Annotated in this window: 19 protein-coding genes and 1 pseudogene; 12 read left to right on the forward strand and 8 right to left on the reverse strand. The window is 61.7% G+C overall.

The annotated features are described in order from the left end of the window. Positions 1–16 precede the first annotated feature (16 nt). Positions 17–1,006 (forward strand): glycosyltransferase family 2 protein, encoded by a 990-nt coding sequence (locus tag ATN84_RS02825; protein WP_068879997.1) that lies wholly within the window; start codon positions 17–19, stop codon positions 1,004–1,006. A 1-nt stretch (position 1,007) separates the two neighbouring features. Here the strand turns inward: ATN84_RS02825 and ATN84_RS02830 are convergent, their stop codons facing one another. Then, positions 1,008–2,201 carry a polysaccharide pyruvyl transferase family protein gene (locus ATN84_RS02830; protein WP_068879998.1) on the reverse strand — a complete coding sequence of 398 codons (1,194 nt, stop codon included), beginning with the start codon at positions 2,199–2,201 and terminating at the stop codon, positions 1,008–1,010. A gap of 213 nt (positions 2,202–2,414) precedes the next feature. Here ATN84_RS02830 and ATN84_RS02835 point away from each other — a divergent pair, with 213 nt between their 5' ends. From ATN84_RS02835 to ATN84_RS02855, 5 genes are all read left to right on the forward strand, one after another. After that, a complete protein-coding gene (locus ATN84_RS02835; protein ID WP_068879999.1) occupies positions 2,415–3,632 on the forward strand; it encodes a glycosyltransferase family 4 protein in 1,218 nt (405 codons plus the stop codon). A 134-nt stretch (positions 3,633–3,766) separates the two neighbouring features. Continuing rightward, positions 3,767–5,122 (forward strand): glutamate-1-semialdehyde 2,1-aminomutase, encoded by a 1,356-nt coding sequence (locus ATN84_RS02840; RefSeq protein ID WP_068880843.1) that lies wholly within the window; start codon positions 3,767–3,769, stop codon positions 5,120–5,122. Then, entirely contained in the window at positions 5,122–6,426 is a 1,305-nt protein-coding gene (locus tag ATN84_RS02845) for a glycoside hydrolase family 140 protein (RefSeq protein WP_068880000.1), read from the forward strand. Before ATN84_RS02840 ends, ATN84_RS02845 begins: the two co-directional genes overlap by 1 nt. 197 nt (positions 6,427–6,623) lie before the next feature. Beyond that, positions 6,624–7,691, forward strand: coding sequence for an NAD-dependent epimerase/dehydratase family protein (locus ATN84_RS02850; RefSeq protein ID WP_068880001.1), 1,068 nt, complete (start codon positions 6,624–6,626; stop codon positions 7,689–7,691). Next, on the forward strand, positions 7,691–9,016 hold the full coding sequence (locus ATN84_RS02855) for a DUF4910 domain-containing protein (protein ID WP_068880002.1): 1,326 nt from the start codon (positions 7,691–7,693) through the stop codon (positions 9,014–9,016). Before ATN84_RS02850 ends, ATN84_RS02855 begins: the two co-directional genes overlap by 1 nt. Here ATN84_RS02855 and rfbC read toward each other — a convergent pair. Continuing rightward, a complete protein-coding gene (gene rfbC / locus ATN84_RS02860) occupies positions 9,013–9,582 on the reverse strand; it encodes a dTDP-4-dehydrorhamnose 3,5-epimerase (protein ID WP_068880003.1) in 570 nt (189 codons plus the stop codon). The genes ATN84_RS02855 and rfbC overlap by 4 nt on opposite strands. A 305-nt stretch (positions 9,583–9,887) precedes the next feature. On the opposite strand from rfbC, the gene ATN84_RS02865 reads away from it, so the two are divergent. Genes ATN84_RS02865 through ATN84_RS02875 form a run of 3 tightly spaced genes read left to right on the forward strand, consistent with a single transcriptional unit; the run spans position 9,888 to position 12,651 of the window. Then, the gene (locus tag ATN84_RS02865; protein ID WP_068880004.1) at positions 9,888–11,183 is read left to right on the forward strand and encodes a class I SAM-dependent methyltransferase; all 1,296 of its coding nucleotides are present in this window, start codon (positions 9,888–9,890) and stop codon (positions 11,181–11,183) included. Continuing rightward, positions 11,180–11,995, forward strand: a complete 816-nt coding sequence (locus tag ATN84_RS02870) for a glucose-1-phosphate cytidylyltransferase (RefSeq protein WP_068880005.1) — start codon at positions 11,180–11,182, stop codon at positions 11,993–11,995. The genes ATN84_RS02865 and ATN84_RS02870 overlap by 4 nt, the downstream gene beginning before the upstream one ends. Beyond that, positions 11,995–12,651, forward strand: coding sequence for a PIG-L deacetylase family protein (locus ATN84_RS02875; RefSeq protein ID WP_153020121.1), 657 nt, complete (start codon positions 11,995–11,997; stop codon positions 12,649–12,651). The genes ATN84_RS02870 and ATN84_RS02875 overlap by 1 nt, the downstream gene beginning before the upstream one ends. Here the strand turns inward: ATN84_RS02875 and ATN84_RS02880 are convergent, their stop codons facing one another. The 3 genes from ATN84_RS02880 to ATN84_RS02890 form a co-directional block, all read right to left on the reverse strand. Then, the gene (locus ATN84_RS02880; RefSeq protein WP_068880007.1) at positions 12,652–13,929 is read right to left on the reverse strand and encodes an NAD(P)/FAD-dependent oxidoreductase; all 1,278 of its coding nucleotides are present in this window, start codon (positions 13,927–13,929) and stop codon (positions 12,652–12,654) included. It lies immediately after the preceding gene. Positions 13,930–14,066: 137 nt separating this feature from the next. Then, complete coding sequence (locus ATN84_RS02885) at positions 14,067–17,207, reverse strand: efflux RND transporter permease subunit (RefSeq protein WP_068880008.1); 3,141 nt, start codon at positions 17,205–17,207, stop codon at positions 14,067–14,069. Further along, the gene (locus tag ATN84_RS02890) at positions 17,204–18,385 is read right to left on the reverse strand and encodes an efflux RND transporter periplasmic adaptor subunit (protein WP_082766062.1); all 1,182 of its coding nucleotides are present in this window, start codon (positions 18,383–18,385) and stop codon (positions 17,204–17,206) included. Before ATN84_RS02890 ends, ATN84_RS02885 begins: the two co-directional genes overlap by 4 nt. A 320-nt stretch (positions 18,386–18,705) precedes the next feature. On the opposite strand from ATN84_RS02890, the pseudogene ATN84_RS02895 reads away from it, so the two are divergent. The 3 genes and pseudogenes from ATN84_RS02895 to ATN84_RS02905 form a co-directional block, all read left to right on the forward strand. Next, positions 18,706–19,326, forward strand: a pseudogene (locus ATN84_RS02895) (TetR family transcriptional regulator); the annotation flags it as partial. Between the two features lie 79 nt (positions 19,327–19,405). Next, entirely contained in the window at positions 19,406–20,011 is a 606-nt protein-coding gene (locus ATN84_RS02900) for a DUF924 family protein (RefSeq protein ID WP_068880010.1), read from the forward strand. Positions 20,012–20,120: 109 nt separating this feature from the next. Continuing rightward, on the forward strand, positions 20,121–22,073 hold the full coding sequence (locus ATN84_RS02905; protein WP_082766064.1) for a long-chain fatty acid--CoA ligase: 1,953 nt from the start codon (positions 20,121–20,123) through the stop codon (positions 22,071–22,073). Between the two features lie 85 nt (positions 22,074–22,158). Here the strand turns inward: ATN84_RS02905 and ATN84_RS02910 are convergent, their stop codons facing one another. The 3 genes from ATN84_RS02910 to pgi are packed head-to-tail and all read right to left on the reverse strand — an operon-like array spanning position 22,159 to position 25,684. After that, on the reverse strand, positions 22,159–22,917 hold the full coding sequence (locus ATN84_RS02910) for an HAD family hydrolase (protein WP_068880011.1): 759 nt from the start codon (positions 22,915–22,917) through the stop codon (positions 22,159–22,161). Continuing rightward, a complete protein-coding gene (locus ATN84_RS02915; RefSeq protein WP_068880012.1) occupies positions 22,914–23,975 on the reverse strand; it encodes a M14 family metallopeptidase in 1,062 nt (353 codons plus the stop codon). The genes ATN84_RS02910 and ATN84_RS02915 overlap by 4 nt, the downstream gene beginning before the upstream one ends. Positions 23,976–24,028: 53 nt before the next feature. Then, positions 24,029–25,684: a glucose-6-phosphate isomerase gene (pgi, locus tag ATN84_RS02920; RefSeq protein ID WP_068880013.1), complete on the reverse strand. Its 1,656-nt coding sequence runs from the start codon at positions 25,682–25,684 to the stop codon at positions 24,029–24,031. Between the last annotated feature and the right edge of the window lie 74 nt (positions 25,685–25,758).

Genomic DNA, 25,758 nt, shown 5'->3' on the forward strand with positions numbered 1-25,758 from the left:
GGGAGCTTATGAAGCGATGAGCAGCGTCGATGTCCTGATCCCCAACTATAATTACGGGCGCTATCTCCGGGCCTGCGCCGACAGCGTGCTTTCGCAGGACATCGATGATCTGCGGCTGCTCATCATCGACAATGCGTCGACTGACGACAGCGCACAGGTTGCGCGCGAGATAGCCGCCCGCGATCCGCGTGTCGAGCTGCGGTTACGCCGGGAAAATCTCGGGCCGCATTCCTCATTCAATGAAGGCATCGACTGGGCGCAATCGGATTATTTTCTGCTGCTCTTCGCCGACGATTTTCTTGTCCCCGGCGCATTGCGGCGCGCCGCCGCCGTGATGGACCGGGAAGCCGATGTGGCTTTCACCTATGGCCGCGATGTGGCGATCGAGGGGGATGCTTCTATTCCGGATATCGACCCGCAACCGGTCGACGTTCCCTATCGCCTGCACCGGAGTCGCGCCTTCATAGAGCGGTTCTGCAGGCTCGGCGTTTTCCAGATACCGGGACCATCCATCGTCATCAGGACCAGCGTCCAGAAGCGCGCCGGCTATTATCGTACGGAACTGCCGCACAGCGACGATTACGATCTGTGGCTACGGCTGGCGCTGCACGGCAGCATCGCGGAGCTCGATTGCATCCAGGCGGGCATACGCTCGCACGGCGCCAACCGCTCAAGCGAATTGAGAACACGGCAGATCATGCATATCCTGCATACCGCCGAGGCGGCCGAATGCTTCTTCACGCATGAAGGCCGGGACATGCCCGACGGCGCCTATCTGCGGCGGTTGGCCCGACGCGGGATCGCCGAGCGGGCCTACTGGTCCGCCGTTTCGCATATCCAGCGCGGGGAGCCCGGCGCGATGGAGCTCCTGAAACTTGCCTTCAGGCTGCGGCCGCAAACCGCCATTCTCCCGCCGCTCGGCTATCTCCTGCGGCGGCCGGATACGATGCGGCGGATCAAAAAGTCGCTCAGCATCGGCAAAATGCCGGATATACGGATGGCCTGAATCATCCCTTGCGGTGCAAGCCCAGAAGCTTTGCGCGCAGCAGATTTTCCTGCTCCGCCAGTTGAGCACGGAAGATTTCCACTCCCCGCCGGACCTCGCGCTCCAGTTCCTCTCGCCTCTCCATCATCGACAAAAACTGCTTCTTCAGCACTTCCGTGTCGAAAGTCTCAACATGATGGCAGAAATCCGCCAGCCCCGTACGCATGAGAAGCTCATCGTTCTTCTCGGCATAGCCGAGCGATATCGTCGGGCGCCCGGTGCTGAGGGCGCAGATCACATTGTGATAGCGGGTGGCGAGGACTAAATCCGTCTGCACAACCTGTTGCATGACTTCGTGCAGGGACGACATCTCCTCGGCCACAATCCTGTGGCCGGCTCCATTCACGATTTCCATGAGGTCCTCGACAGCCTGCCGGTCGACGCTACCGCCGGTCAGAAGCCTTACCTCCATTCCCTGCGCCAGCAGCCACGCGACAAAGTCCGACATCTTGCGGAGATAGGTCTCGTAGATCGCTTGCCCATCGCGCCCTTCCTTCTCCCAGCCGGAATAGGCCATGACGCCGACACCGACGGTTAGGGGACGGGAATCGTGCGCGGAACGTTCCGCCGGAACCGGCAGTCCGAAAGCGAGGTCGCAATAGACCCGGTCACGCGCGACATCGATGCCGATGCTTTTCATGAAAAGATATGACAGCCGGTCGCGATAGGACCGGTAGGTGGCCATGCGGGCGGCGGACTTCATGAAGAAGCGGCTCAAGGGATGCCGAATGGGGCCTGCGCCGATGCTGACGAAGGCGAGCTTCGCACCACCGAGCCATGCGGCCAGACACCAGCGAAAGATGACATAAGGCCAGCCGAAAGGGGATTCGCAGAAATCGTCGAGGATGCCTGTGCCGGGAATGATGATCAGGTCGAGCTTCCTGGCGACGCGAAATGCGGCGAAGAAATCTCCGATCCGGCGCGGCATCTGTCTCAAGACAGCGTCGGCTTGCCGTAGAAGCCAGCTTTCCGGCTGATCGCCGCTGATGGCGACTGACTCCAGCCCAAATTGCCGCCGCACCACATCCGGCCGTGGACAGATGCACAGCAGTTGCGCGTCCGGCACGGTCCTTCTCAGAAAGGCAAGCATGGCTTCAAGCGAACCGTCATTCCCCGAATTTCCGGAACCGAACTGCCCGAAGAGGCCGATCCTCATTCGCAATACTCCAGAGATAGCGGGTAAATACGAGCCGTCGACGGGGAAAGCATAAACATCCCCCGCCCGCGGCGAAATTACCATCAAGGGAGAAAAGGCCTTCCCCGCTCCATCCGATCGGTGGAGCCCGCTACCCACCATTGCCGATCCGCAATGGCGCTGCGGTGGTCTACCTTTAGGGCTACGAGTCAGCCAGCAGCAAACGGGGCACCCATGAGATTCGCCTATTTCGCCCGTCCCCACATCGGCGGGACCTATTCCGTCTTCAAGCAGTTGCGGCAAGGGCTCGCTCCATCAGGCATCGACGTGCGCTGGCTCACCACGGGGAGAACCGATGTGGAAAACGACGAGCGATGGCGTGCCGACCTTGCGATTGGCGATGCAATCGACCCGCAGGGCAGGCTTGGCGAGAAAGACCGCGCCGAAGTGCTCTTGAATTTTATCGAAAAGAACGAGATCGACGGCGTTTTCCTCAATGTGCTGGCCGACCGGCTGGAAACCAATATCGCACGCTATCTTCCGCCGCATGTATTGCGCTTCATGATCGTCCACACAATCACGCCGGCAACCTATGCCGCAGCCGCTGCCATTCGCGATCATGTGCATGCGACTATCTGCGTTTCGCAGCGCTGCCGCGGCGATCTCGTCGCGCGCTTCGGTTTTCCGCCGAAGCGAACCGTGACAATCGCCAATGCCATCGATTTCGCGGACGAATGCACCGTACCGCGCGGTATGCTATCTGCCGGCAGCCTGCGGCTCCTGTTCCTGGGCCGGATAGATGACACGTCAAAAGGCGTCTTCTGGCTGCCGCGCATGATGGACCAGCTGCCGGCTTCGGTAACGCTGGCAATCGCCGGTGACGGCCCCGATTTGCCGAAACTGCGCCAGGAATTTGGCGCCGACAACCGCGTCATCCTTGTGGGCGGCGTCCCACATGAGAAGGTCAGGGATCTGCTTGCCGCGCATGACATCCTCGTCATGCCGTCGCGTTTCGAGGGATCGCCCATGTCGCTGATCGAGGCGATGGCGGAGGGCTGCGTCCCGGTCGTATCGCGGATCAGAGGCGTCACCGACACGATCGTCGATAACGGCGTCGACGGCATGCTGTTCCCGGTCGGCGACTGGCGGCAGGCGGCGCGGCATATCGAGACGGTCCGCAACGATCCCGCTCTCCTTGCCGCGATGTCGCGCGCCGCGCGCGTCAAGGCCGAAAGCGGGTTCACGGCAGCGAAGATGGCCGCTTCCTATGCCGAACTCATAGGGGCGATCAAAGCCGACCCGCCCACCCTTGCAGCCCTACTGCCGATTGAGGAGTGGACCCTTCCCGCCGGGCTGCGCACCAGCCTGCGCAGCTATCTGCCGCAACCGGTGAAGAACTGGCTGCGGCTCATGCAGGAAAGAAGGCTGCATGCGGCCGCACCATCGGCTTGAGAATCCGCCTTACGCCTTCCGCGGTAGGAAAATCCGCCCAATTCACGAAGGGAAAACGCGGAAAAACCACCTAAACTGGGCGATAAAATCTGCCGATTTTGGCGGATTATCGGGTGATTATCACGGGATTTGTCATGGACGCACAGACGCCACCGTTCGAGAACTCCGACCGTCTTCGCAGGAAAGCGCATAGCCTGATACCCGGCGGCGCTCATACCTATGCCAAGGGCGACGACCAGTATCCCGTGCTCTCACCGGGTTTCATCCGTCGCGGCGCGGGCTCGCATGTCTGGGACGCCGACGGCAATGAATATATCGAATACGGCATGGGCAACCGCGCCGTCGGGCTCGGCCATGCCTATCCGCCGGTCATAAAGGCCGCCGAGGAAGCCTTGCGCAACGGCTGCAATTTCACCCGGCCGGCGGAGATCGAGGTGGAATGCGCCGAGGCCTTTCTTGATACCATCACCAGCGCGGAAATGGTGAAATTCTGCAAGGACGGCTCCGACGCCACCTCGGGTGCTGTCCGGCTGGCGCGTGCCTATACCGGCCGCGACATGGTGGCATGCTGCGGCGACCATCCCTTCTTTTCGACCGACGACTGGTTCATCGGGACGACCAAGATGAATGCCGGCATCCCGGAAACGGTACGGCGGCTGACGCTGACTTTCCATTACAATGACATCGAGAGCGTACAGGCGCTGTTCGAACAGCATCCGGGGCGGATCGCCGCTCTCATTCTCGAACCTTCGCGCGGCGAGGATCCGAAAAATGATTTCCTGCACGAGACAAAACGGCTTTGCCACGAAAACGGTGCGCTGTTCATCCTGGACGAGATGATCACCGGCTTTCGCTGGCATACGCGCGGCGCCCAGGCGCTCTACGACATCGAGCCCGATCTCTCCTGCTTCGGCAAGGCGCTGGGCAACGGCTTCTCGGTTTCGGCGCTTGCCGGCAAGCGCGAGTTCATGCGGCTCGGCGGGCTCGACCATACGGACCGGCCGCGCGTCTTCCTGCTTTCCACAACCCATGGCGCGGAAACCCATGCGCTCGCCGCGGCTATCGCCACGATGAGGGTCTACCGGAGCGAGCCGGTCATCGAACACCTCCATGCGCAGGGGCGCAAATTGCGGGAAGGCCTGGAGCAGGTGATTGCGCGGCATGGCCTGCAATCCTTCGTCAAGATCGTCGGCCGCCCCTCCTGCCTTGCCTATGCGACGCTGGATCGGGCCAGCGAAGCATCGCAGGCCTTCCGCTCGCTTTTCCTTCAGGAGACGATCCGGCGTGGCGTGCTGATGCCGTCGCTGGTGGTCAGCTATACGCATTCGAATGAAGATATCGAGCGAACCATCGAGGCGGTGGACGGCGCGCTCGGCGTCTACGCGCTGGCGCTCGACCAGGGCGTGGAACGCTACCTGGTGGGACGTCCTTCGCAGATCGTCTATCGCCGTTTCAACCAGGACGGAGCGTCGGCTCTGGCCGCGGGCTGATGCGACGAGGCTGGATAGCCATCCTCGCTATTCTCGGGCTGATGCAGCTTGTTTCTGCATCGGCGGAGGAAGAATGGCCCAAGGCCGTTTTTCCGCTGCATGTCTCCACCGACAAGCATTATCTGGTCGATGCGGACAACAAGCCGTTTCTCATTCAGGGTGACGCCGCCTGGTCGCTGATCGCCGAACTCACCCGAGAGGAGGCCGAAACCTATCTGGAGGATCGCAGAAGGCGCGGCTTCAACACGCTTCTCGTCAGTCTGGTCGAGCACCAGTTCAGCAGTAACCCTCCGGCCAATGCCTATGGCGAAAGACCGTTCAAGGGTGCAGGCGGCTTCGCCGATATGAACGACCGCTATTTCGACCATGCGGAATGGGTGCTGCGGCGCGCTCGCGACAAGGGCCTTCTGGTGCTGCTGACGCCCGCTTATCTCGGCGCCAATGGCAGTAGTCAGGGCTGGTATGTGGAGGCTGAAGCCGCAGGGCCGGAGAAGCTGCGCCGTTATGGCGAATATATAGCACGGCGGTTCTCCGGCCTCGGCAACATCATCTGGATACATGGCGGCGATTATGATGCACCCGACAAGGCGCTGGTGCAGGCGGTCGTCTCGGGAATCGAAAGCGCTGCGCCCAATTCGCTTCACACCGTGCATTCCAGACGCGATACGGTGACGGCCGACTATTGGGCCGGAGAGGAATGGCTGACGCTCGACACCGTCTATACCTATGAGGAGGTGTACCACGCGGTACTGGCGCGCACGGCCGGCCCAAGGACGATGCCCGTCCTGATGATCGAAGCGCTCTATGAGGGCGAACACGGAACCGGCGGGGAAACCGTGCGACGGCAGGCCTACGGCGCGCTTCTCGGCGGCGCGGCGGGACAGATCTCCGGCAATCATCCGATCTGGCATTTCAGCGGTCCCGGGATCATGCCTGATCCAATGACATGGCAAGAAGCACTCGACAGCCCCGGCGCGCGGAGCATGACCTGGATGCGAAACCTCCTCGAGGGGTTGGACTGGTGGAAGCTCGAGCCGGACAGGAGCAATCCGGACATTATGGCGGCAATCGCGAGCGACCGGTCCTTTGCGCTCATCTATGGCGACCGACCCGACGGCTTCACCATCAACATGGCGCGTTTCGGCTCAGGCAGCGTCGGCGCACGCTGGTATGACCCGACAAGCGGGCAATTCACCACCGCACATGCCCAACCCGTCAACGGGGAAAGCCGTTTCATTCCGCCACACCCCCGCAATGCATCGGGCGACACCGACTGGGTATTGGTTCTTCGCGAAGGCCAGTAGCGGTTCATATGGAAATGGAAGTTGGCAGGCCAGAGGGGGGCCTGGCGTCTCCATCAAAACATGCCCCTCCAGCATCCGTCGAAAGGCGTAGGCAGCGCCTATTTCAACCCGTCCTCCTCCTTCCATAAGCCACCTCGCCGGTAGAAGTGCGAGGCTGTAGCGTTCGCCGGAGCAATGACAACGCCCAGGGGGAAGCGATGAAAGTTCTGGTCACCGGTCATCAGGGTTATATCGGTTCGGTCATGGTGCCGATGCTGATCAAGGCGGGGCATGAGGTCACCGGCTATGACACCAATCTCTATGAGCGCTGCACCTTTGCCGAAGGGGGCGCCATCGCCGATGTTGCATCGATCCGCAAAGACGTACGCGACGTTACGCCTGGGGATATCGAAGGCTTCGATGCGGTCATTCATCTGGCAGCCCTGTCGAACGATCCACTCGGCAATCTCAACGCCGAGATGACCTATGAGATCAATCATCGGGCGAGCGTGCGCGTCGCCAAGGCGGCAAAGACGGCGGGCGTTGGGCGCTTCCTCTTCGCCTCCTCCTGCAGCAATTACGGCCTTTCCGACGACGAGCTGATCGACGAGACGGGCGAGCTCAACCCGGTCACGGCCTATGGCCGGTCCAAGGTGCGCGCGGAGCAGGACATCGCGGAACTCGCCGACGACTCTTTCTGCCCGGTCTATTTCCGTCCAGCGACGGCCTATGGTCTTTCGCCGCGCCTGCGCTTCGATATCGTGCTCAACAATCTGGTCGCCTGGGCAGTGACGAAGGGGCTGATCTATCTCAAATCCGACGGCACGCCCTGGCGTCCGATCGTGCATATCGAGGATATCTCGCGCGCCTTCATCGCCGGGCTTGCGGCGCCGAAGGAAGCGGTCTGGAACGAGGCCTTCAATGTCGGCCTCACCGAGCATAATTACCGCATCCGCGACATTGCCAGGACCGTCGCCGATGTCGTACCCGGCTGCAAGCTGGAATATGCATCCGATGCCGGCCCCGATGCGCGCTCCTATCGCGTGAGCTTCGAAAAGCTCGCCCGTGTCCTTCCCGACGCCAGGCCGCAGCGGGATGCGGTTTCCGGCGCGCGGCAGCTCTTCACCGCCTACAGGCGATCCGGACTGTCGCTGGAGGAATTCGAAGGGCCGCGCTTCCAGCGCATCGCCCATATCAAGCATCTGATCGCTTCCGGCGTTCTCGACAGCGATTTGCGCCATATCGCACCGGAAGAAGCATCGGATCGCGCCGCAATGGCTTCGTGATGAACGAACAGGCGCATAGGGAGGCTTTCGAGAACGCCGATATCGGAATCGGCCAAGAGATCTATGCCCTGGCGCGCCGCCTCTATCCGGTCTGCCGCAGCATCACCGGGGATGGCGTGCGCGAAACACTCGCCATCCTGGCGGAGCATATCGCACTGGAGCGCCATGAGGTGGCGACCGGGACACAGCTCTTCGACTGGACGGCGCCGCAGGAATGGATCATCCGCGATGCCTATATAGCGGACGCGTGGGGACGTCGGATCGTCGATTTCAGGAAGCACAATCTGCATGTGCTGAATTACAGCCAACCCATCCGCGCGAGGATGGCCTTGGCGGAGCTCAAGACGCATATCCATACAATCCCCGAACAGCCTGACCTCATACCCTACCGCACCTCCTACTATGCCCCTGACTGGGGCTTCTGCATGGCTCATAACACCCTCCTGGCGATGGAGGACGGGGAATATGAGGTAGTGATCGATGCCGAGCATCGGGACGGCTCGCTCACTTATGGCGAATATCTGCATAGGGGCGCAAGCGACGAGACATTCCTGCTTTCGGCGCATATCTGCCATCCGTCGCTCGCCAACGACAATTGCTCGGGACTGGCGCTACTGACGCTGCTTGCACGCGATCTCGGCCGACGGGCGACACGCTGCAGCTATCGCTTTCTCTTTGCGCCCGGCACGGTCGGTTCCCTCGCCTGGCTTTCGCGCAACCAGGCCCAGGTGGCGGAGATCAAGCACGGTCTTGTCGTCTCCTGCGTCGGCGACGGCGGAGGCCCGACCTACAAGCGCAGCCGGCAAGGCAATGCCTTCATCGACCGGGCGATGGCGCATGTGCTGAAGCATTTCGGCGGGGGCGCTACGATCATCGATTTCTCGCCCTATGGCTATGACGAGCGGCAATTCTGCTCGCCGGGCTTCAATCTCCCTGTCGGGCTGTTCCAGCGCAGCGCCTTCGGCACTTTTCCCGAGTATCATACCTCGGCCGACAATCTCGATTTCATCCGGCCGGAACATCTCGCCGCCTCCTACCACATCATCAGGGACGTTATCGACATCGTGGAGAGCGACTGGACGCCGGTCAGCACCAATCCCAAGGGTGAGCCACAGCTCGGACGCCGCGGCCTCTATTCGGCGCTCGGCGGCGACAAGGCCGGCGCACAGGCGGCGATGGCAATGCTCTGGGTGCTCAATCTGGCGGATGGGCAGCATTCGCTGCTGGCCATGGGGGAGCGCTCCGGCCTGCGCTTTGCCGATATCGCGCGGGCAGCGGACCTTCTACGGACGCATGGCCTGCTGCGGGAAGCTGACGGGGCCTAGAATTCCGGGAAACCGGCGGTCTCGAAGAGCTGCCTTTCTCGCGATAGAAAGGGCCAGGAGAGATCCTTCGGCGAGATCACCGTGGGCGGGTTCGGCCAGTCGATACCGATCGTGGGGTCGTCGAAACGGATGCCGCCGCCAGCATCAGGCGCATGGAACGCCGAAATGAGATAATGGACGGTCACATCGTCCGTCAGCGTCTGGAAGCCATGGGCGCAGCCTTGCGGAATATAAAACTGCGTCCCCTCATCCGCCGAAAGCTCCAGGCTCATCCAGTCGAGATAGGAGGGGGAATCCGGGCGCAGATCGATGATGACGTCCCAGATGCGCCCCTGGACGCAGGATACGAGCTTGGTCTCGGAATGTGGCTCCTTCTGATAATGCATGCCGCGGAGCGTTCCCTTCACACGGGAGAAGGACGCACTGTGCTGCACGAAACGGGTTTCCAGCCCGTGCTCGGCGAATTCCTCCTCGCAGAACAGCCGCTCAAACCAGCCGCGTTCGTCCTCGATCCTGACCGGGGCGATCGCCCAGGCTCCTTCGATTTTCAGCGGTGTGAACTGCATGAACGGCTCCCGACGGTTCATTTGTCCGCTCGACTCTTCGCCCTAACATCGAGCGCGGAAAGAGCCCCTTTTTAGATATGGTATCAGGCATGGGGAGAGTGTAGCCACCCGTCTCCTCCTCCAAAGGAGGGAGCCTCATACCCCGGACTATATTTCGGCTGATCTTTCGTCGTCAGAACCACCTTATCCGGCAGCCGATGGGATGATTGCTTCGATCTGATTGCAGTATCGGCACGCCAGCCCCGCTTTTGTAACCTCCGGACACGACCAGCCAAGCCGGATTTTCCAGTCCAGGGGGAGAAAGCATGAATATACAGACGCCGGAGCTCCTGCGGGAAACCAAACCTCAAGCAGTGCAAAGCGGATGCCGCCTTTGCGGCCGGCTGCTGCGGCACAAATTTGTCGATCTCGGCATGTCGCCGCCATGCGAGAGCATCCTGACCGCCGACCAGCTCGATCGGATGGAGCCGTTCTTCCCGCTGGATGTGCTCGTCTGCGAATCCTGTTTCCTGGTGCAGTTGAAGGAATATGTGGGGCCGGAGGAGATATTCACCGAATATTGCTATTTCTCTTCCTTTTCCACCAGCTGGGTGGCGCATGCCAAGGCCTATTGCGAGGCAATCACCGAACGTCTCGGTCTTGACGAAAGGAGCTTCGTTGTCGAGCTGGCGAGCAATGACGGTTACCTTCTCCAGCATTTCGAGCCGCTTGGTATTCCGATGCTCGGGATCGAGCCCGCCGCCAATGTGGCGGAGGCCGCAAAGGCCAAGGGGATACCAACACTGGTGGAATTCTTCGGCGTAGCATTGGCGCAAAAGCTGGTGGAGGAAGGCCTGCGGGCCGATCTCATCATCGGCAACAATGTGCTAGCCCAGGTTCCCGATCTCAACGATTTCGTCGGCGGCATGAAAATCCTGCTCAAGCCGGAGGGGACGATCACGCTCGAATTTCCGCATATCGAAAGGCTGATCGAACAGAACCAGTTCGACACGATCTATCACGAGCATTTCTCCTATTTCTCGCTCACCACCATCCGCAACATGGCATGGCGCCACCGGCTGAAGATTGTCGATGTCGAGGAACTGCCGACCCATGGCGGATCGCTGCGCGTCTATCTCGCTCATGAGGCGAGTGCGCAGAAACCAGCGCCGCGCGTCACCGAACTGCTCGAACGGGAGGAGCGCCACGGGCTCACGGACGTGACCACCTATGCCGCCTTCGCCGAGAAGGCACGGCGAGCGAAGCGCGATCTCCTGTTCTTTCTGATCACGGCGAAGAACGAGGGCAAGCGCATCTGCGGCTATGGCGCGCCCGGAAAGGGGAACACGCTTTTGAATTATTGCGGTATCGGCACCGACTTCCTCGACTTCACCGTCGACCGCAATCCCTACAAGCACGGCCGTTTCACGCCGGGGATGCATATCCCTATCCGGCCGGTCGCGGCGATCGATGAGGCGAAGCCCGATTACATTCTCATCCTGCCATGGAATTTCAAGGACGAGATCATCGAGCAGATGCGCCATGTCGCCGAGTGGGGCGCCAAGTTCATCATCCCCATCCCCTATGTCACCATCATCGATCCAGCGGAGCTCAGAAAATGAAAGTCGTTCTGTTCTGCGGCGGGCTCGGTACGCGTATCCGGGAATATTCGGAAAGCATCCCGAAGCCGATGATCCCGCTCGGCCATCAGCCCATCCTGCGTCATGTCATGGAATATTACAGCGATTACGGCCATGACGAGTTCATCCTGTGCCTGGGCTACAAGGCCAATGTGGTGAAGGACTTCTTCCTCAACAGCAGGCCGCAGACCTTCGCCGACTGCGTGGTCTCGGAAGGCGGAAGGAACATCCAGCTTCTCGATGAGATCAAGCGAGACTGGCGCATCACCCTGCTCGACACCGGCATCTGGCGCAATATCGGCGAGCGGCTGTGGGCAGCGAGGCAGCATGTCGGAGACGACGAGATGTTCCTCGCCAATTACAGCGATGGGCTCACCGATGTCGATCTCCACGACATGACCCGCCGCTTCAAGGCAAGCGGCAAGCTCGCCTGCTTCCTGGCGGTGCGGCCGCCGCTGACCTATCATCTGGCGGATATCGCCGAGGATGGCCAGGTGCGCGAATTCAGGACGTCCAACACATCCGACATCTGGATCAATGGCGGCTATTTCCTGTTCAGGCGGGAGATATTCGACTTCATGCGTGAAGGCGAGGAACTGGTGCTGGAGCCGTTCCGGCGGCTGATCGAGGCAAACCAGCTCATGGCCTACAAGCACGAAGGCTTCTGGCGCTCCATGGATACGCTGCGCGACTGGCAGACGCTGGAGGACATGGTCGAAAAAGGCGACATGCCCTGGAACGCCAAGATGCGGACGGAGCGGGCGAAGAAGAAAGTCATGGTCGCCCTTCCATGATGAAATGTCTCGATCTGACGGAGCGCGGAAAGCCGCTTTACGTTCTTTGCCTCGGCGCCCATTCCGACGATATCGAGATCGGCCTCGGCGGCACGATCCTCTCCATGATCGCCTCGGGCATCGATGTGCATGTGGACTGGTGTGTGATGAGCGCCGCCGGTCCACGCGCTACAGAAGCACGGTCCTCGGCGGCGGATTTCCTCGCCGGGGCCAAGTCGCACAATATCGAGATCGCCGATTTCGACGACAGTTTCTTTCCGTCGCAAAGCCGCCTTTTAAAAGAATGGCTGATCGACCTACGCCAGCGCGCATCGCAGCCGGATATCGTTTTCACCCATAGTTCCTACGACCGGCATCAGGATCACCGGGAAGTCAACCAGCTGACGTGGAACGTATTCCGCGACGAACTGATCCTCGAATACGAGATCCCGAAATGGGATGGCGATCTCGGCCAACCGAACGGCTATATCGGCCTTTCCAAAGAAATCATCGACCGGAAGATCGAACTGCTGATGAAGCATTTCGGCACGCAGCGCTCGAAGGACTGGTTCGACCCGGAAACCTTTCGCGGGCTTGCCCGTCTGCGCGGCATGGAGTGCCGGGCGGAGGAACATTATGCCGAGGCCTTCACCTCGCGCAAAATCCGCCTGTTCTGACTACTCGGCCGGCGAACCGGTCTCCTCCCGGGGCTTGCCCTGCGTGATCAGGCGGGCGCTGCGATGGCCGGTCATGTAGATCCACAGCCAGCTCAAGGCGACCGCGATGCGGTGGCGCGTGCCGATCAGGAAGAAGATATGGGCGATGCCCCATATCCACCAGGCCAGCCAGCCGCGCAGCTTGATCCAGCCGAAATCGATGACGGCGGCGCGCTTGCCGATCGTCGCCAGACTGCCGGAATGCTTGTAGAGGAAAGGTCCCGGTGCAGCCCCGCCGGCGAGCCGCGCCTTTATCGTCGCGGCAGCATGGCCACCCTGCTGCTTGGCGGCGGGCGCAATGCCGGGGACTGGCTTGCCGTCCGGCGCCGAGACGGATGCCGTGTCGCCGATGACGAATATTTCGGGGTGGCCGGGAACGGTCAGGTCCGGCTCGACCTTGACCCTGCCGGCGCGGTCGGCTGGCGCTTCAAGCCATTGCGCCGCGGGAGAAGCCTGCACGCCTGCCGCCCACAGGATGGTTCCGGTTGCCAGCGTCTCATCACCGAAGACCACATGCCCTGCGGCGCATTCCGTCACCGGCGCACCGGTTCTCACTTCCACGCCGAGCCGCTCAAGCGCTTTACCGGCATAGGCGGAAAGGTCTTCGGTGAAACCCGGCAGGATGCGCGGCCCCGCCTCGATCAGCACCACCCGCGTCAGCTGCGGATCGATGCTGCGGAAATCCTTGGCCAGCGTCACATGGGCGAGCTCGGCAATAGCGCCGGCAAGCTCCACGCCCGTCGGGCCACCGCCGATGATGACGAATGTCATGAGCGCCTGCCGCCGCGCCTCGTCCGTTTCACGTTCGGCCAGCTCAAACGCCGTCAGCATGCGGCGGCGGATGGTGGTGGCATCCTCCAGCGTTTTCAGGCCCGGCGCATAGCGCTCCCATTCGTCATGACCGAAATAGGCATGCCGGGCGCCCGTGGCGAGCACCAGCGTGTCGTAGGGCACGCTCTGACCGTCGCTGAGCAGGACTTCACGCTTCTCCTTGTCCACTCCCTTTACGGTGGCCAGAAGCGTCTTCACCTCCGGCCGGTCGCGAAAGAGATAGCGGACGGGCCAGGCGATCTCCGAAGTCGCCAGGATCGCGGTTGCGACCTGATAGAGGAGCGGCTGGAACAGGTGATGATTGCGCTGGTCGATGATCGTGATGCGAACCGGAGCCCCGGCCAGACCACGAACGGTTTCGAGGCCCCCGAACCCCGCGCCGATAACCACGACATGATGCTCAGCCAAGGAATGCTCCTATTCTTTGCGCCACGACTTCTGTGATCAATGTAAATCAATAAAAGATCATTGCCAGCGGCTATTCGCAGACTGGAGCTTACCAATGAGAAAACGCCCCCGCCTTCTTCAGACGGGGGCGTTTAGCTTTACTCTGCCGGAACCGGTCCCGCCTCTTCCGGCGAGCCGCCTTGCTGTTTTTTCGGGTCTTTCCAGGCAATCAGCCGGTAGAACATCGGGATGAAGAAGGTGGCGATGAAGGTCGCCGCCAGCATGCCGCCGATGACGCCGGTGCCGATCGAGTGACGGCTGGCCGAGCCAGCGCCGGTGCTGATCGCCAGCGGCACCACGCCCAGGATGAAGGCGAGCGAAGTCATGACGATCGGGCGGAACCGCAGGCGCGCCGCTTCAATCGCCGCATCTACCGCTGATTTACCTTCTTCGCGCTGCAGGACGGCGAATTCGACGATCAGGATCGCGTTCTTCGCCGCAAGGCCGATCAGCGTGACGAGGCCGATCTGGAAGTAGACATCGTTGGTCAGCCCGCGCAACAAGATCGCCACCAGCGCCCCGAACATGGCGAAGGGAACCGCCGTGATGACGGCAAGCGGCAGGCTCCAGCGCTCATATTGCGCGGCAAGGATGAGGAACACCATGATCAGGCCGAAGATCATCGCCTGTGATCCGGTGCCGCTCGTCGCGAGCTCCTGATAGGCAGAACCCGTCCAGGCGATCTGATAGCCAGAGGGCAGCACCTCTCTGGCCACTTCCTGCATGACGCGGATGGCGTCACCCGACGTATAGCCAGGCGCGGGATTACCGGTCACCTTGGCGGCGGCGAAGGCATTGAAGCGCTCGAGCTGATCGGGGCCGACGACACGCTGAACGGTGACGAGCGCGCTCAGGGGAATCATGCTGCCGGAATCGGCGCGCACGAAGACATGCTTGAGATCGGACGGGGTGCGGCGGAAGTCCGCCTCCGACTGCAGGTTAACCTGATAATTGCGACCATAGAGGGTGAAGTCGTTGACGTAGAGGCTGCCGAAAGTGGCCTGCATCGCCTCGAACACCGAATTGATCGGCACGCCCAGGGCCTTCGCCTTTTCCCGGTCGAGGTCGAGCCTGTATTGCGGGATATTAGGATCGAAGCTGGTGCGCACGCCCGCCAGTTCCGGCCGCTTGGAGGCCGCCTCGACCAGTTGCTGCGTGGCAGCGGTCAGCGCCGCCACGCCGCCCCCGGTACGGTCCTGGACATAGAGCTCGAAACCGCCCGTGGTGGAGAGGCCGAGGATAGGCGGCGGATTGAAGGCGAGCACCATGCCATCCTTGATGCCGGCATTCATGCCGATCAGCTGGCCGGCGAGATTGCGGGCGTCCATCTCGGGCGTCTTGCGCTCGCTCCAGTCCTTCAGCGTCACGAACATGGTGCCGGCATTGGTCTTCAGGCCGCCGGAGAGCAGGTCGAAGCCGGATACCGCGAAAACATTCGCGACGGCGGGGTTCTTGCGCATGTTCTCGCTCGCCTGGTCGACCACCGCCTCGGTGCGCGCCAGGGAGGCCGCGGGCGGCAACATCGCCACGCTGAAGAGAACGCCCTGATCCTCGTCAGGAAGCAGCGAACCGGGCACCGTATAGAACATATAGGCGGTGGCACCGCCGATGCCGGCGAAGATCAGAAGACCGATCGCCACGCGCTTGACGAAGAAGCGCACGCCGGCCGTGTAGCCGCTGGTGAGCCGTTCGAAGAAGCGGTTGAAGATGCGGAACGGCAGCATCGGCTCGTGATGGCCGGGCTTGAGCAGCAATGCACAGAGCGCCGGCGTGAGCGACAGCGCCACGATGCCGGAGATCGTCACCGACATGGCGATGGTGACGGCGAACTGCTTGTACATCTCGCCGACGAGCCCGCCCATGAAGGAAACCGGCACGAACACGGCGCAGAGCACGAGAACGATGGCGATGACCGGGCCCGTCACCTCGCCCATCGCCTTGATGGCGGCTTCCTTGGGCGGCAGCTTCTCGGTCGACATGATGCGCTCGACATTCTCCAGCACCACGATTGCATCGTCCACGACGATACCGATGGCGAGCACCAGGCCGAACAGGGTCAGCAGGTTGATCGAGAAACCGAGCACATACATGCCCGCGAAGGTGCCGATGATCGAGATCGGAACGGCAATGATCGGGATGAGCGTCGCGCGCCAGTTCTGCAGGAAGATGAAGACGACCGCGACGACGAGGATGATGGCTTCGATGAAGGTGTGGATGACCTCCTCCACCGAAACCTGGATGAATTTGGTGGTGTCGTAGGGTACGGAATAGTTGATTCCTTCAGGGAAATTCGCCTTCAGCTCATCCATCCGCGCCCTGACCAGATCCATCGTGTTGAGCGCGTTGGCACCCGGCTGGAGATAGAGCGCGATCGGCACGGCGGGCGTGCCGTTCAGATTGCTGTCCACCAGATAGCTCCTGGTGCCGAGCTCGACGCGCGCCACGTCCTTCAGGCGCAGCGTCGCGGCATTCCTGTCGGAGCGCAGGATGATGTTCTCGAAAGCCTGCGCGTCCGGCAGGCGGCCTTGCGTCGTCGCCGAATAGGTGAAAGCGGAGGATTGCGGATCCGGCTGATCGCTGAAGCGGCCGGCGGCGAATTGCGCGTTCTGCTCCCGAATAGCGGCGGAAACATCGCTCGGTGTCAGATTATATTGCGCGAGCTTGTCCGGACGCAGCCAGATGCGCATGGAATAATCGATATTGCCGAGAAGCTGGACATCGCCGACGCCGGGAATGCGCTTCAGATCATCGATGACGTTGAGAAGCGCATAGTTGCCGATATAGGTGCGGTCATAGGTGTTGCCCTCGGCAAACATCGCCACGAGGCCGAGGATGGAGGACGAGCGCTTGTTGACGGTGACGCCGAGACGCGTGACTTCCTGCGGCAGAGTGGAGGTCGCGCGCTGCACGCGGTTGTTCACGTTGATCGTCGCCTGGTCGGCATCGGTGCCGAGCGCGAAGGTGATGGTCAACTGCATTTGGCCATCGCTGGAATTCGTGGACTGCATATAAAGCATGTCCTCGACGCCGTTGATCTGCTGCTCGAGAGGTGCTGCAACCGTCTGCGCGACGGTTTCCGCGCTGGCACCGGGATAGGTGGCGGTGACGACGACTTGCGGCGGCGTGAGCTCGGGATATTGCGCGATCGGCAAAATCCGCATCGTCACGATGCCGGCAAGGACGATGATGATGGAGATGACCGCCGCGAAGACCGGCCGGTCGATGAAAAAGCGGTTCATTGCGTCACCGAAGCCTGATTGGAAACCTTGTCAGCCGCTGCTGCCGCGGTTCCGGCGTTGACCGGGGAGCCGGGCCGCACCTTTATGACACCCTCGGTCACGATACGGTCGCCGGCGTTGAGTCCGGAAGCGACGAGCCAGCCACCGTCGACTTCACGGCTCACCGTCAGCGGCCGGACCTGTGCGTTGCCGTCAGCATCGATCACATAGACGAACTGGCCCTTCGGCCCCTGCATGAGGGCGGCCTCGGGCACCACGATGGCGTTATCGATGGTCACGCCGACGATGGTCGCGCGGACGAACTGGCCGGGGATCAGCCGGCGGTCGGGATTGTCGACCACGGCGCGCGCGCCGAGCGTACCGGTCTCCGCGTCGAGGCTCGACGAGGTGAAGTCGATGACGCCCTCGTGGTCGTAAACCTGGCCGTCGCCGAAGGTGATCCTCACCTTGAGCTTGTTAGGATCCTCGCCTTTCGCCTTCTGTGCATCGAGGAGCCGGCGGATCTCGGCCGCTTCCGAATCGGTGAAGGAGAAGTTGATATAGACGGGGTCGAGCTGGGTGATCGAGGTCAGCAGGCTGGAAGACGCATCGGTGCCGATGAGGCTGCCTTCCGGCACCTGCTCGCGGCTGGTGATGCCGCTGATGGGCGCCGTCACACTGGTATAGCCGAGATTGAGCTCGGCGGTGCGCACCTGCGCCTTGGCGGCGGCGACGGCGGCTGCATTGAGGTCGCGCGTTGCAAGCGCGTTGTCGCGGGTGGCCGCGCTCTGCACCTTCTGCTGGACGAGCTGCTCGGCGCGCTCGGCATCGCGGATCGACTGGCGGTATTGCGCCTCGGCCTGGGCCAATTGCGCGTTGGCGCGTGCCAGCTCCGCCTCATAAGGGGCAGGATCGATCTCGAACAGGAGATCGCCGGCCTTGACCTCGGCCCCTTCGGTGAAATTGCGGCGCAGCAGGATGCCGCCTACCCGCGCACGCACCTGCACCTCGCGAAAGGCAGAGACGCGCGCGGCATAATCATAGGTCAATCCCACCTCATGCGGCTTGATCTCGAGAGCCGTCACCTGAGGCGGCGGCATCTGGCCGCCGGGCGCCTGAGCAGCCGCGGAACCAACCGCAAGAATGACAAAACCGATGCTGGCGGCCAGTCCCGCCAGAGGAAAATTACGCAAATTCATTGTGAGCCAGGCCCTTTTTCCGGATATTCGGCTAAATAGAAACATACATGAATGTTTGTAAATAGCCCAAAAGTTGATATTATGGCTTTGCGCTGCCGATCCGATCACGTTTGAGTTACGGCGGCATGACGTCGTTGTCAGGGAGGCGACCGGCCGGTGCGGTTCCCATCCGCATGGAGCTCGACGGAAAACAGTCGCTGCTTTCCGGAAAAACCAGTCGCCGATTTTCCCGGGCTTGCTTTAGGACAAGAATAAAGAGACCCTTATGACCAATAATACAAAATGCCGAAAAGGCATTCGGGAGGAAGCGGGGAGGATGAATGCGTAGAACGAAGGCGGAAGCCGAGGAAACCCGGGAGGCTATTCTCGAAGCGGCGGAGCGCATCTTTCTGGAGAACGGCGTCAACCAGTCGACATTGATGCAGATCGCTGAATGCGCCGGTGTGACGCGAGGGGCGATCTACTTTCACTTCAAGGATAAGGCCGATATTTACAAATCGATCGTGGACCGCATCCGATTCCCTCAGGAAGACCTGATCGAACAGGCGCAGAGCGGAGAACAGGTCGATCCGCTCGACCTTCTCCTGGAAGCGGGCATATCCTGCCTGCAGACGTTCGTCGAGGACGAGCGCCAGCAGCGCGTCTTCACCATCATCCACCAGCGCTGCGAATATGTCGGCGAACTGAGCGAAGTGCTCGACCGCCTCAGAGAGGTCAACACGCGGGTGCACCAGCTTTTCGTCCGGCTGCTGCAGACCTGCAAACGCCGCAAGATGCTGTCGCCGGACTGGACGCCGGAAGACGCCGCACGGGCGCTGATCGCCTCTATGTCCGGATTGCTCAACGAATGGGTAAGGACGGACAAGGCCTTCGATCTCGTCGATGTCGGCACCAAATCGACACGGGCGCTGATTGCATCGTTCAGACGGAATGCCGATATCAGCATAGCCGCGTGTGGAACGAGCCCCGATGCGCTACTCTCCGCCGGCATGCACGCAAAAACGAAAGAGGTGACAAACCATGGACGCAAAGCCCGGGCAAAGCTGGAAAGCTGACATCTTGAACTTCTGGTTCGGCGAGCTCGGCCCCAAACAATGGTTCGAAAGCACGCCTGAACTCGATCATACGATCCGTACGCGTTTTTTCGATCTTCACGAAACGATCGCCCGGCAAGCCGCCGAAGATCCAGCCGCTCTTTCAGGAGATGCAGATACGGCGCTCGCCGCCATCATCGCCCTCGACCAGTTTCCACGCAACATCTTCCGGGGAACCGCCCGTGCCTTCGCCACCGATCCGCTGGCACTCGCCATCGCACGGTACGCGGTCGACAAGGGCCTTCACCATCAGCTACCGAGCGAGCGGCGCGCCTTCCTCTACCTGCCGTTCGAGCACAGCGAGGATTTGCGCGACCAGGAGCGCTCGGTCGAGCTGTTCACGGCCGCCGGCGAGGAAGAAGGAATCAAATATGCTGTCGAGCATCGGGACATCATCACCCGGTTCGGCCGTTTTCCGCATCGCAACGGCATCCTGAATCGCGCCAGCACGCCGGAGGAAGAAGCGTTTCTCCTCACCCATGAGGGTTACGGCCAGACATTGGCGGCGACAGAGCCGACAGATGCGGAATGAATTCGGAATATCCCTGCCCTCTCCTTTCGTCCGATATCGCGGCAGGAATTTTTACGCTTACGTCAATGTAAAACTCTTGCGTGAGCACGCGAACTCGCCATAGATAAAGATGGAGGAGCAAGGCCGGTGGCATTTATCCGGCCTTGAGGCCAGGCTGACGGGGCGGCCGCGCCCGAACGGTGCAGCGGAACGAGATAGGGAGGCAGAATTGGCTAAGAAAGAGACGCAAGCGGAAAAGCCCGCGACGAGAGCCGCCAAGGCAACGGCCAAGGCGAGCGCCGCAAAACCGGCCGCGGCGAAGGCGCCCGCAGCCAAGGCCACGGCCAAGAAGGCCGCGACAAAGGCGCCGGCAGCGAAAACCGCTGCAGCAAAGCCTTCCAAAGCCACACCGGAGCGCATCTGGCTTAAATCCTACGCCAAGGAGGTGCCTGCCGAGATCGAGACGCCGCCCTATTCATCCATCGGCGACCTGATCGTCTCGTCCTGCCATAAATATGCGGACCGGCCGTCCTTCACCAGCATGGGCAAGTCACTGACTTATGCGGAGCTGGAGAAGCATTCGGCGGTGCTGGCCGGCTTCCTGCAGGCGCGCGGGCTCGTCAAGGGTGACCGCGTGGCGGTGATGATGCCGAATGTTCTGCAATATCCCGTCGCCATCGCCGCGATCCTGCGGGCGGGGCTCGTCGTGGTGAACGTCAATCCGCTCTACACGCCGCGCGAGCTCGAGCATCAGTTGAACGATGCCGGCGCCAAGGCCATCATCATCCTCGAAAATTTCGCCACGACGCTGGAAAAGGTGTTGCCACAAACGCAGGTCAAGCATGTCATTGTCGCTTCCATGGGCGACATGCTGGGCATCAAGGGCCATCTGGTCAATTTCGTCGTGCGCAAGGTCAAGAAAATGGTTCCGGCCTGGAGCCTGCCGGACCATGTGCCATTCAAGACGGCGCTCGCCGAGGGCGCGGCAAAGGGCTTTTCGCCGGTAGAGGTGGCGCCCTCCGATGTCGCCTTCCTGCAATATACCGGCGGCACGACCGGCGTGTCGAAAGGCGCGACCCTGCTTCACAGCAATATTCTCGCCAATGTCGAGCAGATGCGGCTGTGGGTCGACGTCGCCTACCGGATCAAGGGCAAGCCGAAGGAAGTCAACTTCATCTGCGCCCTGCCCCTCTATCACATCTTCGCGCTGACCGTGAACGCGATGATCGGCATCCAGCAGGGTGCGCGCAACGTTCTGATCCCCAATCCGCGCGATATTCCGGCCTTCGTGAAGGAATTGCAGAAATATCCGGTCCACATCCTGCCCGGTCTCAATACGCTGTTCAACGCGCTTTTGAACAATGAGGATTTCCGCAAGCTCGATTTCAAGCCGATGATCCTGACGCTCGGCGGCGGCATGGCCGTGCAGCGTCCCGTCGCCGATCGCTGGCGCGCGATCACCGGCTGCCACATCACCGAGGGGTACGGGCTTTCCGAGACATCGCCGGTAGCGACAGCCAACGGCCTCGACGCAACCGAATATACCGGGACGATCGGCCTGCCGCTCCCCTCGACCGACATAGCCATCCGCGATGAAGAGGGCCGTGACCTTCCGCTCGGGGAAGTGGGCGAAATCTGCATCCGCGGGCCACAGGTGATGCGCGGCTATTGGAACCGGCCGGACGAGACGAAATGGGCCTTCTACAGCGACGGCTTCTTCCGCTCGGGCGACATGGGCTTCATGAACGAGCGCGGGCTCACCAAGATCGTCGACCGCAAGAAGGACATGATCCTCGTTTCCGGCTTCAACGTCTATCCCAATGAGATCGAGGAAGTGGCGGCGGAACATCCCGGCATCGTCGAAGCGGCGGCTATCGGCGTGCCGAACGAGCATTCCGGCGAGGTGGTGAAGCTGTTCGTCGTGCGCCGCGACCCTGATCTGACCGAGGACGAGGTCAAGGCCTTCTGCGCGGAAAGGCTCACCAACTACAAGCGTCCGCGCGAGGTCGAGTTCCGTGACGAACTGCCGAAGACCAATGTCGGCAAGATCCTGCGGCGCAAGCTGCGCGACGAGAAGGTTTGAGGGACGACGGCAAAAACCGCCAACCCTCATGGTGAGCCTGTCGAACTATGAGGGCTACTGACATGCCGCACACGTCCACAACAGATCAGGACGGCGCTTTCTCGATCACGGGCCGCTTGTCGCTCGAGGCGAGGAACACTGGGAGATCGGCGACCGAAGGCAACACCGCATCGGCCAGAGGCTCCAGCACCTCGCGCGGGCTGTTGCCGCTGAGCACGCCGATGGCATAGCCGGCATCCGCGGCGTGCGCCGTCTCCATATCGTGCGGATTGTCGCCGACCATGGCGATATTCCACGCCTCCAGGCCCGTCGCCTTGGCGAAATGGTGGATGGGGTCGGGATGCGGCTTCGGGCGCAGGACCGTGTCGTAGCCGATGAAGGTATGAAACAATGCCGTCAACCCCAGCGCTTCCGCCGTGGCCCGTGCGCCCGCTTCCGAATCATTGGTGGCGATGCCAAGGAGATAGCCCTGCTCCCGCAAGGCCTCCAGCGCCTCCCGCAATCCTTCGACGGCCACGGCGGCGCGAGCCCCTTCGGCGATGGAATAGTCATCATACTCCCGGATGATCGCCGCCCGCGCAGCCGGGCTTGCCCCCGGATGCCAGAGATCGACGACATCCTCGATGGTGCCGGCGGCGATCACCGAATTGGCGCGAAAGCGCCGGGCCGCCCAGTCATAGCCGCCCGCCTCCAGGAGGGCGCGGGCCTTGGCCTCGTCGCCACCGGCAGAACGCCTTGCTAGCTCCCACGATATGCCGAACCATGTGCGGTCGAAATCGACCAGCGTGCCGTCCTTGTCAAACAGAACGGCCCTGATCGCCCGAAGCGGCATATGCGCCATCATGCCTCCAATGCGCCGGGGCGCCTGGCAACGGCCGAAGGGCGCTTGCCCAAAAGCTTGAGCAGATCGTCGCCGCGCCTGACATAGCGCAGGCTGCGCCGCGTCAGGATGCGGCCGGCCTGGGGAGCAGTCAGCGTGACATCGCCCGACGGGTCGCCCGGCCGCGTAACGATGGTGACGAGCCTGTCCCCCTCGCCCACCTCGTCGCCGGGAACGACATGGTAGAGAACCATGCCGCCTTGTGGCGCGCGCACCATCTCGACATTGGCGAGCGGCGTCACCGGGCCGTCAAAGGCGACGGCAAGCGTTTCGCCGTCATCCTTCACCACGCCACGGTGCACGAGGAAACGATAGAGCCCCTGTGCATCCGACCGGCCGGTTGCGAAATCGACATCGGCAAGGCCGCGAAACTCGACCGTGGTGACGGCGCGGCGCTTCATGTCACGGGTGTCGACCGGCATTTGCAGCACCGGATAGGCACAGGCTTCCTCAAATGCGGCATCGGCGGTGGAATCCCAGGCGAGGATCGCCTTCGAGCCGAGTGCTACGGCAAGATCGGTCATCTCCGGCAGGAAATCCTGATGGATATAGAGATAGTTCTCGCTCTGGTCGTCGCAGTGCAGATCAAGAATGATCTCATGCGGGAGCGCGAGGCGCAGGAGCGCCGCCTTCAACCTCTCGGCAAGCGGCAGCGCTGCATCGATTTGCGGCAGGCTGGAGACATCGAAATCCGGCAGAAGCGGGAAAGCCCGGTTGAAATTGGTCTGGGTGAAGAGCTCGAAGCGCCCAAGATGTTGATAGGCCTGCCACTGGTTCGAGCCGATCGGATTGGCCTGCGGAACGATGGTGATGTTGCCGGTGATACGCCCTTCTGCCTCGGCCTTCTCCAGAAGCGGAACAAGGAAATGCAGCGCCGCCTGACCGGGAAGCTCACCGCCGTGCAGCGCCGATTGCAGATAGGCCGTCGGTGCATTCGCATCGCGGCCTTCAAAACGCAGGACCCGCAATTCGATGGCATTACCAGGCACATCGCCGGGAAGGGTGATTGTCTCAGTCTTCATGATCTCTTTCGATCCACATCATGTTGTTCTTGGCCCACAGGCGCGTGGCAAATTTATCGGACAGCCTCGCGCCGCTCCAGCAGATGGGCGACAAGTCCTTGCGTGGAGGCGTCGCGCCCCTCGGCGGATTTTTCCCCCGAGACCACAGGCAGAAGCTCTGTCGCCAGTTCCTTGCCGAGTTCCACGCCCCATTGATCGAACGCATTGATGCCGAACAGCTGCGCCTCGACGAAGACGCGATGTTCGTAGAGCGCCACCAGCCGGCCGAGCGCATAGGGGTCGAGCAGATCATGGACGATGGTGAGCGACGGCCGGTTGCCGGAGAAGACGCGGTGCGGTGCCAGCCGGTCGACCTCCGCCTCATCCATGCCCTTGGCGGCGAGCTGCGCCTTGGCTTCGGCCAGGGAGCGGCCCTTCATCAACGCTTCCGACTGCGCCAGGCAATTGGCGAGCAGCATCTGATGCTGATGAACGAGATGCGGCTCGTGCCCCTTCACCGCGACGATGAATTCCACCGGAATGACATCCGTTCCCTGATGCAGAAGCTGGAAAAAGGCATGCTGGCCATTGGTGCCGGGCTCGCCCCACACCACTGGACCCGTTGGGCCCGACACCGGCCTGCCGCCCAGCGTGACGCTCTTGCCGTTCGATTCCATGTCGAGCTGCTGGAGATAGGCTGGAAGCCGGGCGAGGCGCTGGTCATAGGGAATGACGGCGCGGCTGCCATAGCCTGAGATGGCGCGGTGCCAATAGCCGATCAGGCCGAGCATCACGGCCAAGTTCTTATCGAGCGGCGCATCGCGGAAATGCACGTCCATCGCATGAGCCCCCTCAAGGAAGCGGCGGAAATTCTCCGGTCCGATGGCGATCATCAGCGGCAGGCCGATGGCCGACCAGATGGAGTAGCGTCCGCCGACCCAATCCCAGAAGCCGAACACCCGGTCCGGTGCGATGCCGAAAGCCGCCACTTTGTCGAGTGCCGTGGAAACGGCGGCGAAATGCGCCCCGACCGCCGTCTCGCCCAGCGCTTCGGCCACCCATTTGCGCGCCGTCTGCGCGTTGGTCATGGTCTCGATGGTGGTGAAGGTCTTGGACGCGACGATGATCAGCGTCGTCGCCGGATCGAGGGCTTGAAGCGTGTCGGCGATATGGGCGCCATCGATATTGGAGACGAAATGGGCGCGCGGACCGTCATGATAGGGAGAGAGCGCCAGCGTCGCCATCACGGGGCCGAGATCCGAGCCGCCGATGCCAATATTGACGATATCGGTGATCGGCTTGCCGGTCGCGCCCTTTATCGAGCCGTCGCGGATGCCATCGGCGAAGACGGCCATGCGGTTCAGCACTTCCTGAATGCCGGGCAGCACGTTCTCGCCGTCGACGAGAATTTTTTCGGAGGTCGAGTCCCGAAGAGCAACGTGCAGGACGGCACGGCCTTCCGAATTGTTGATCGGCTCACCCGCGAACATGGCAGCGCGGCGGCCTTCCACATCGGCGGCCACGGCCAGATCCCTCAGAAGGCGCATCGTCTCGTCATTGACCAGGCATTTCGACCAGTCGAGCAGCAGATCATCGAGATTAAGGGAATAGCGCGAGAAGCGCTTGGGATCAGAAGTGAAGGCGGCGCGCATATCCTTCGGCGCGCCACTTTGCCAATGGTCTTTCAATGCGGCTACGGCTTCGTCGACTTGCTGCTCGTTCCTGCTCATGACGCATACTCCCGAATCGAAAAGGTTTCGCGACACTAGATCAATATGCCTGAAAACGGGAAGGCCGAAGCGAG

The organism is Paramesorhizobium deserti, from assembly GCF_001558695.1.
Lineage (GTDB): Bacteria > Pseudomonadota > Alphaproteobacteria > Rhizobiales > Rhizobiaceae > Paramesorhizobium > Paramesorhizobium deserti.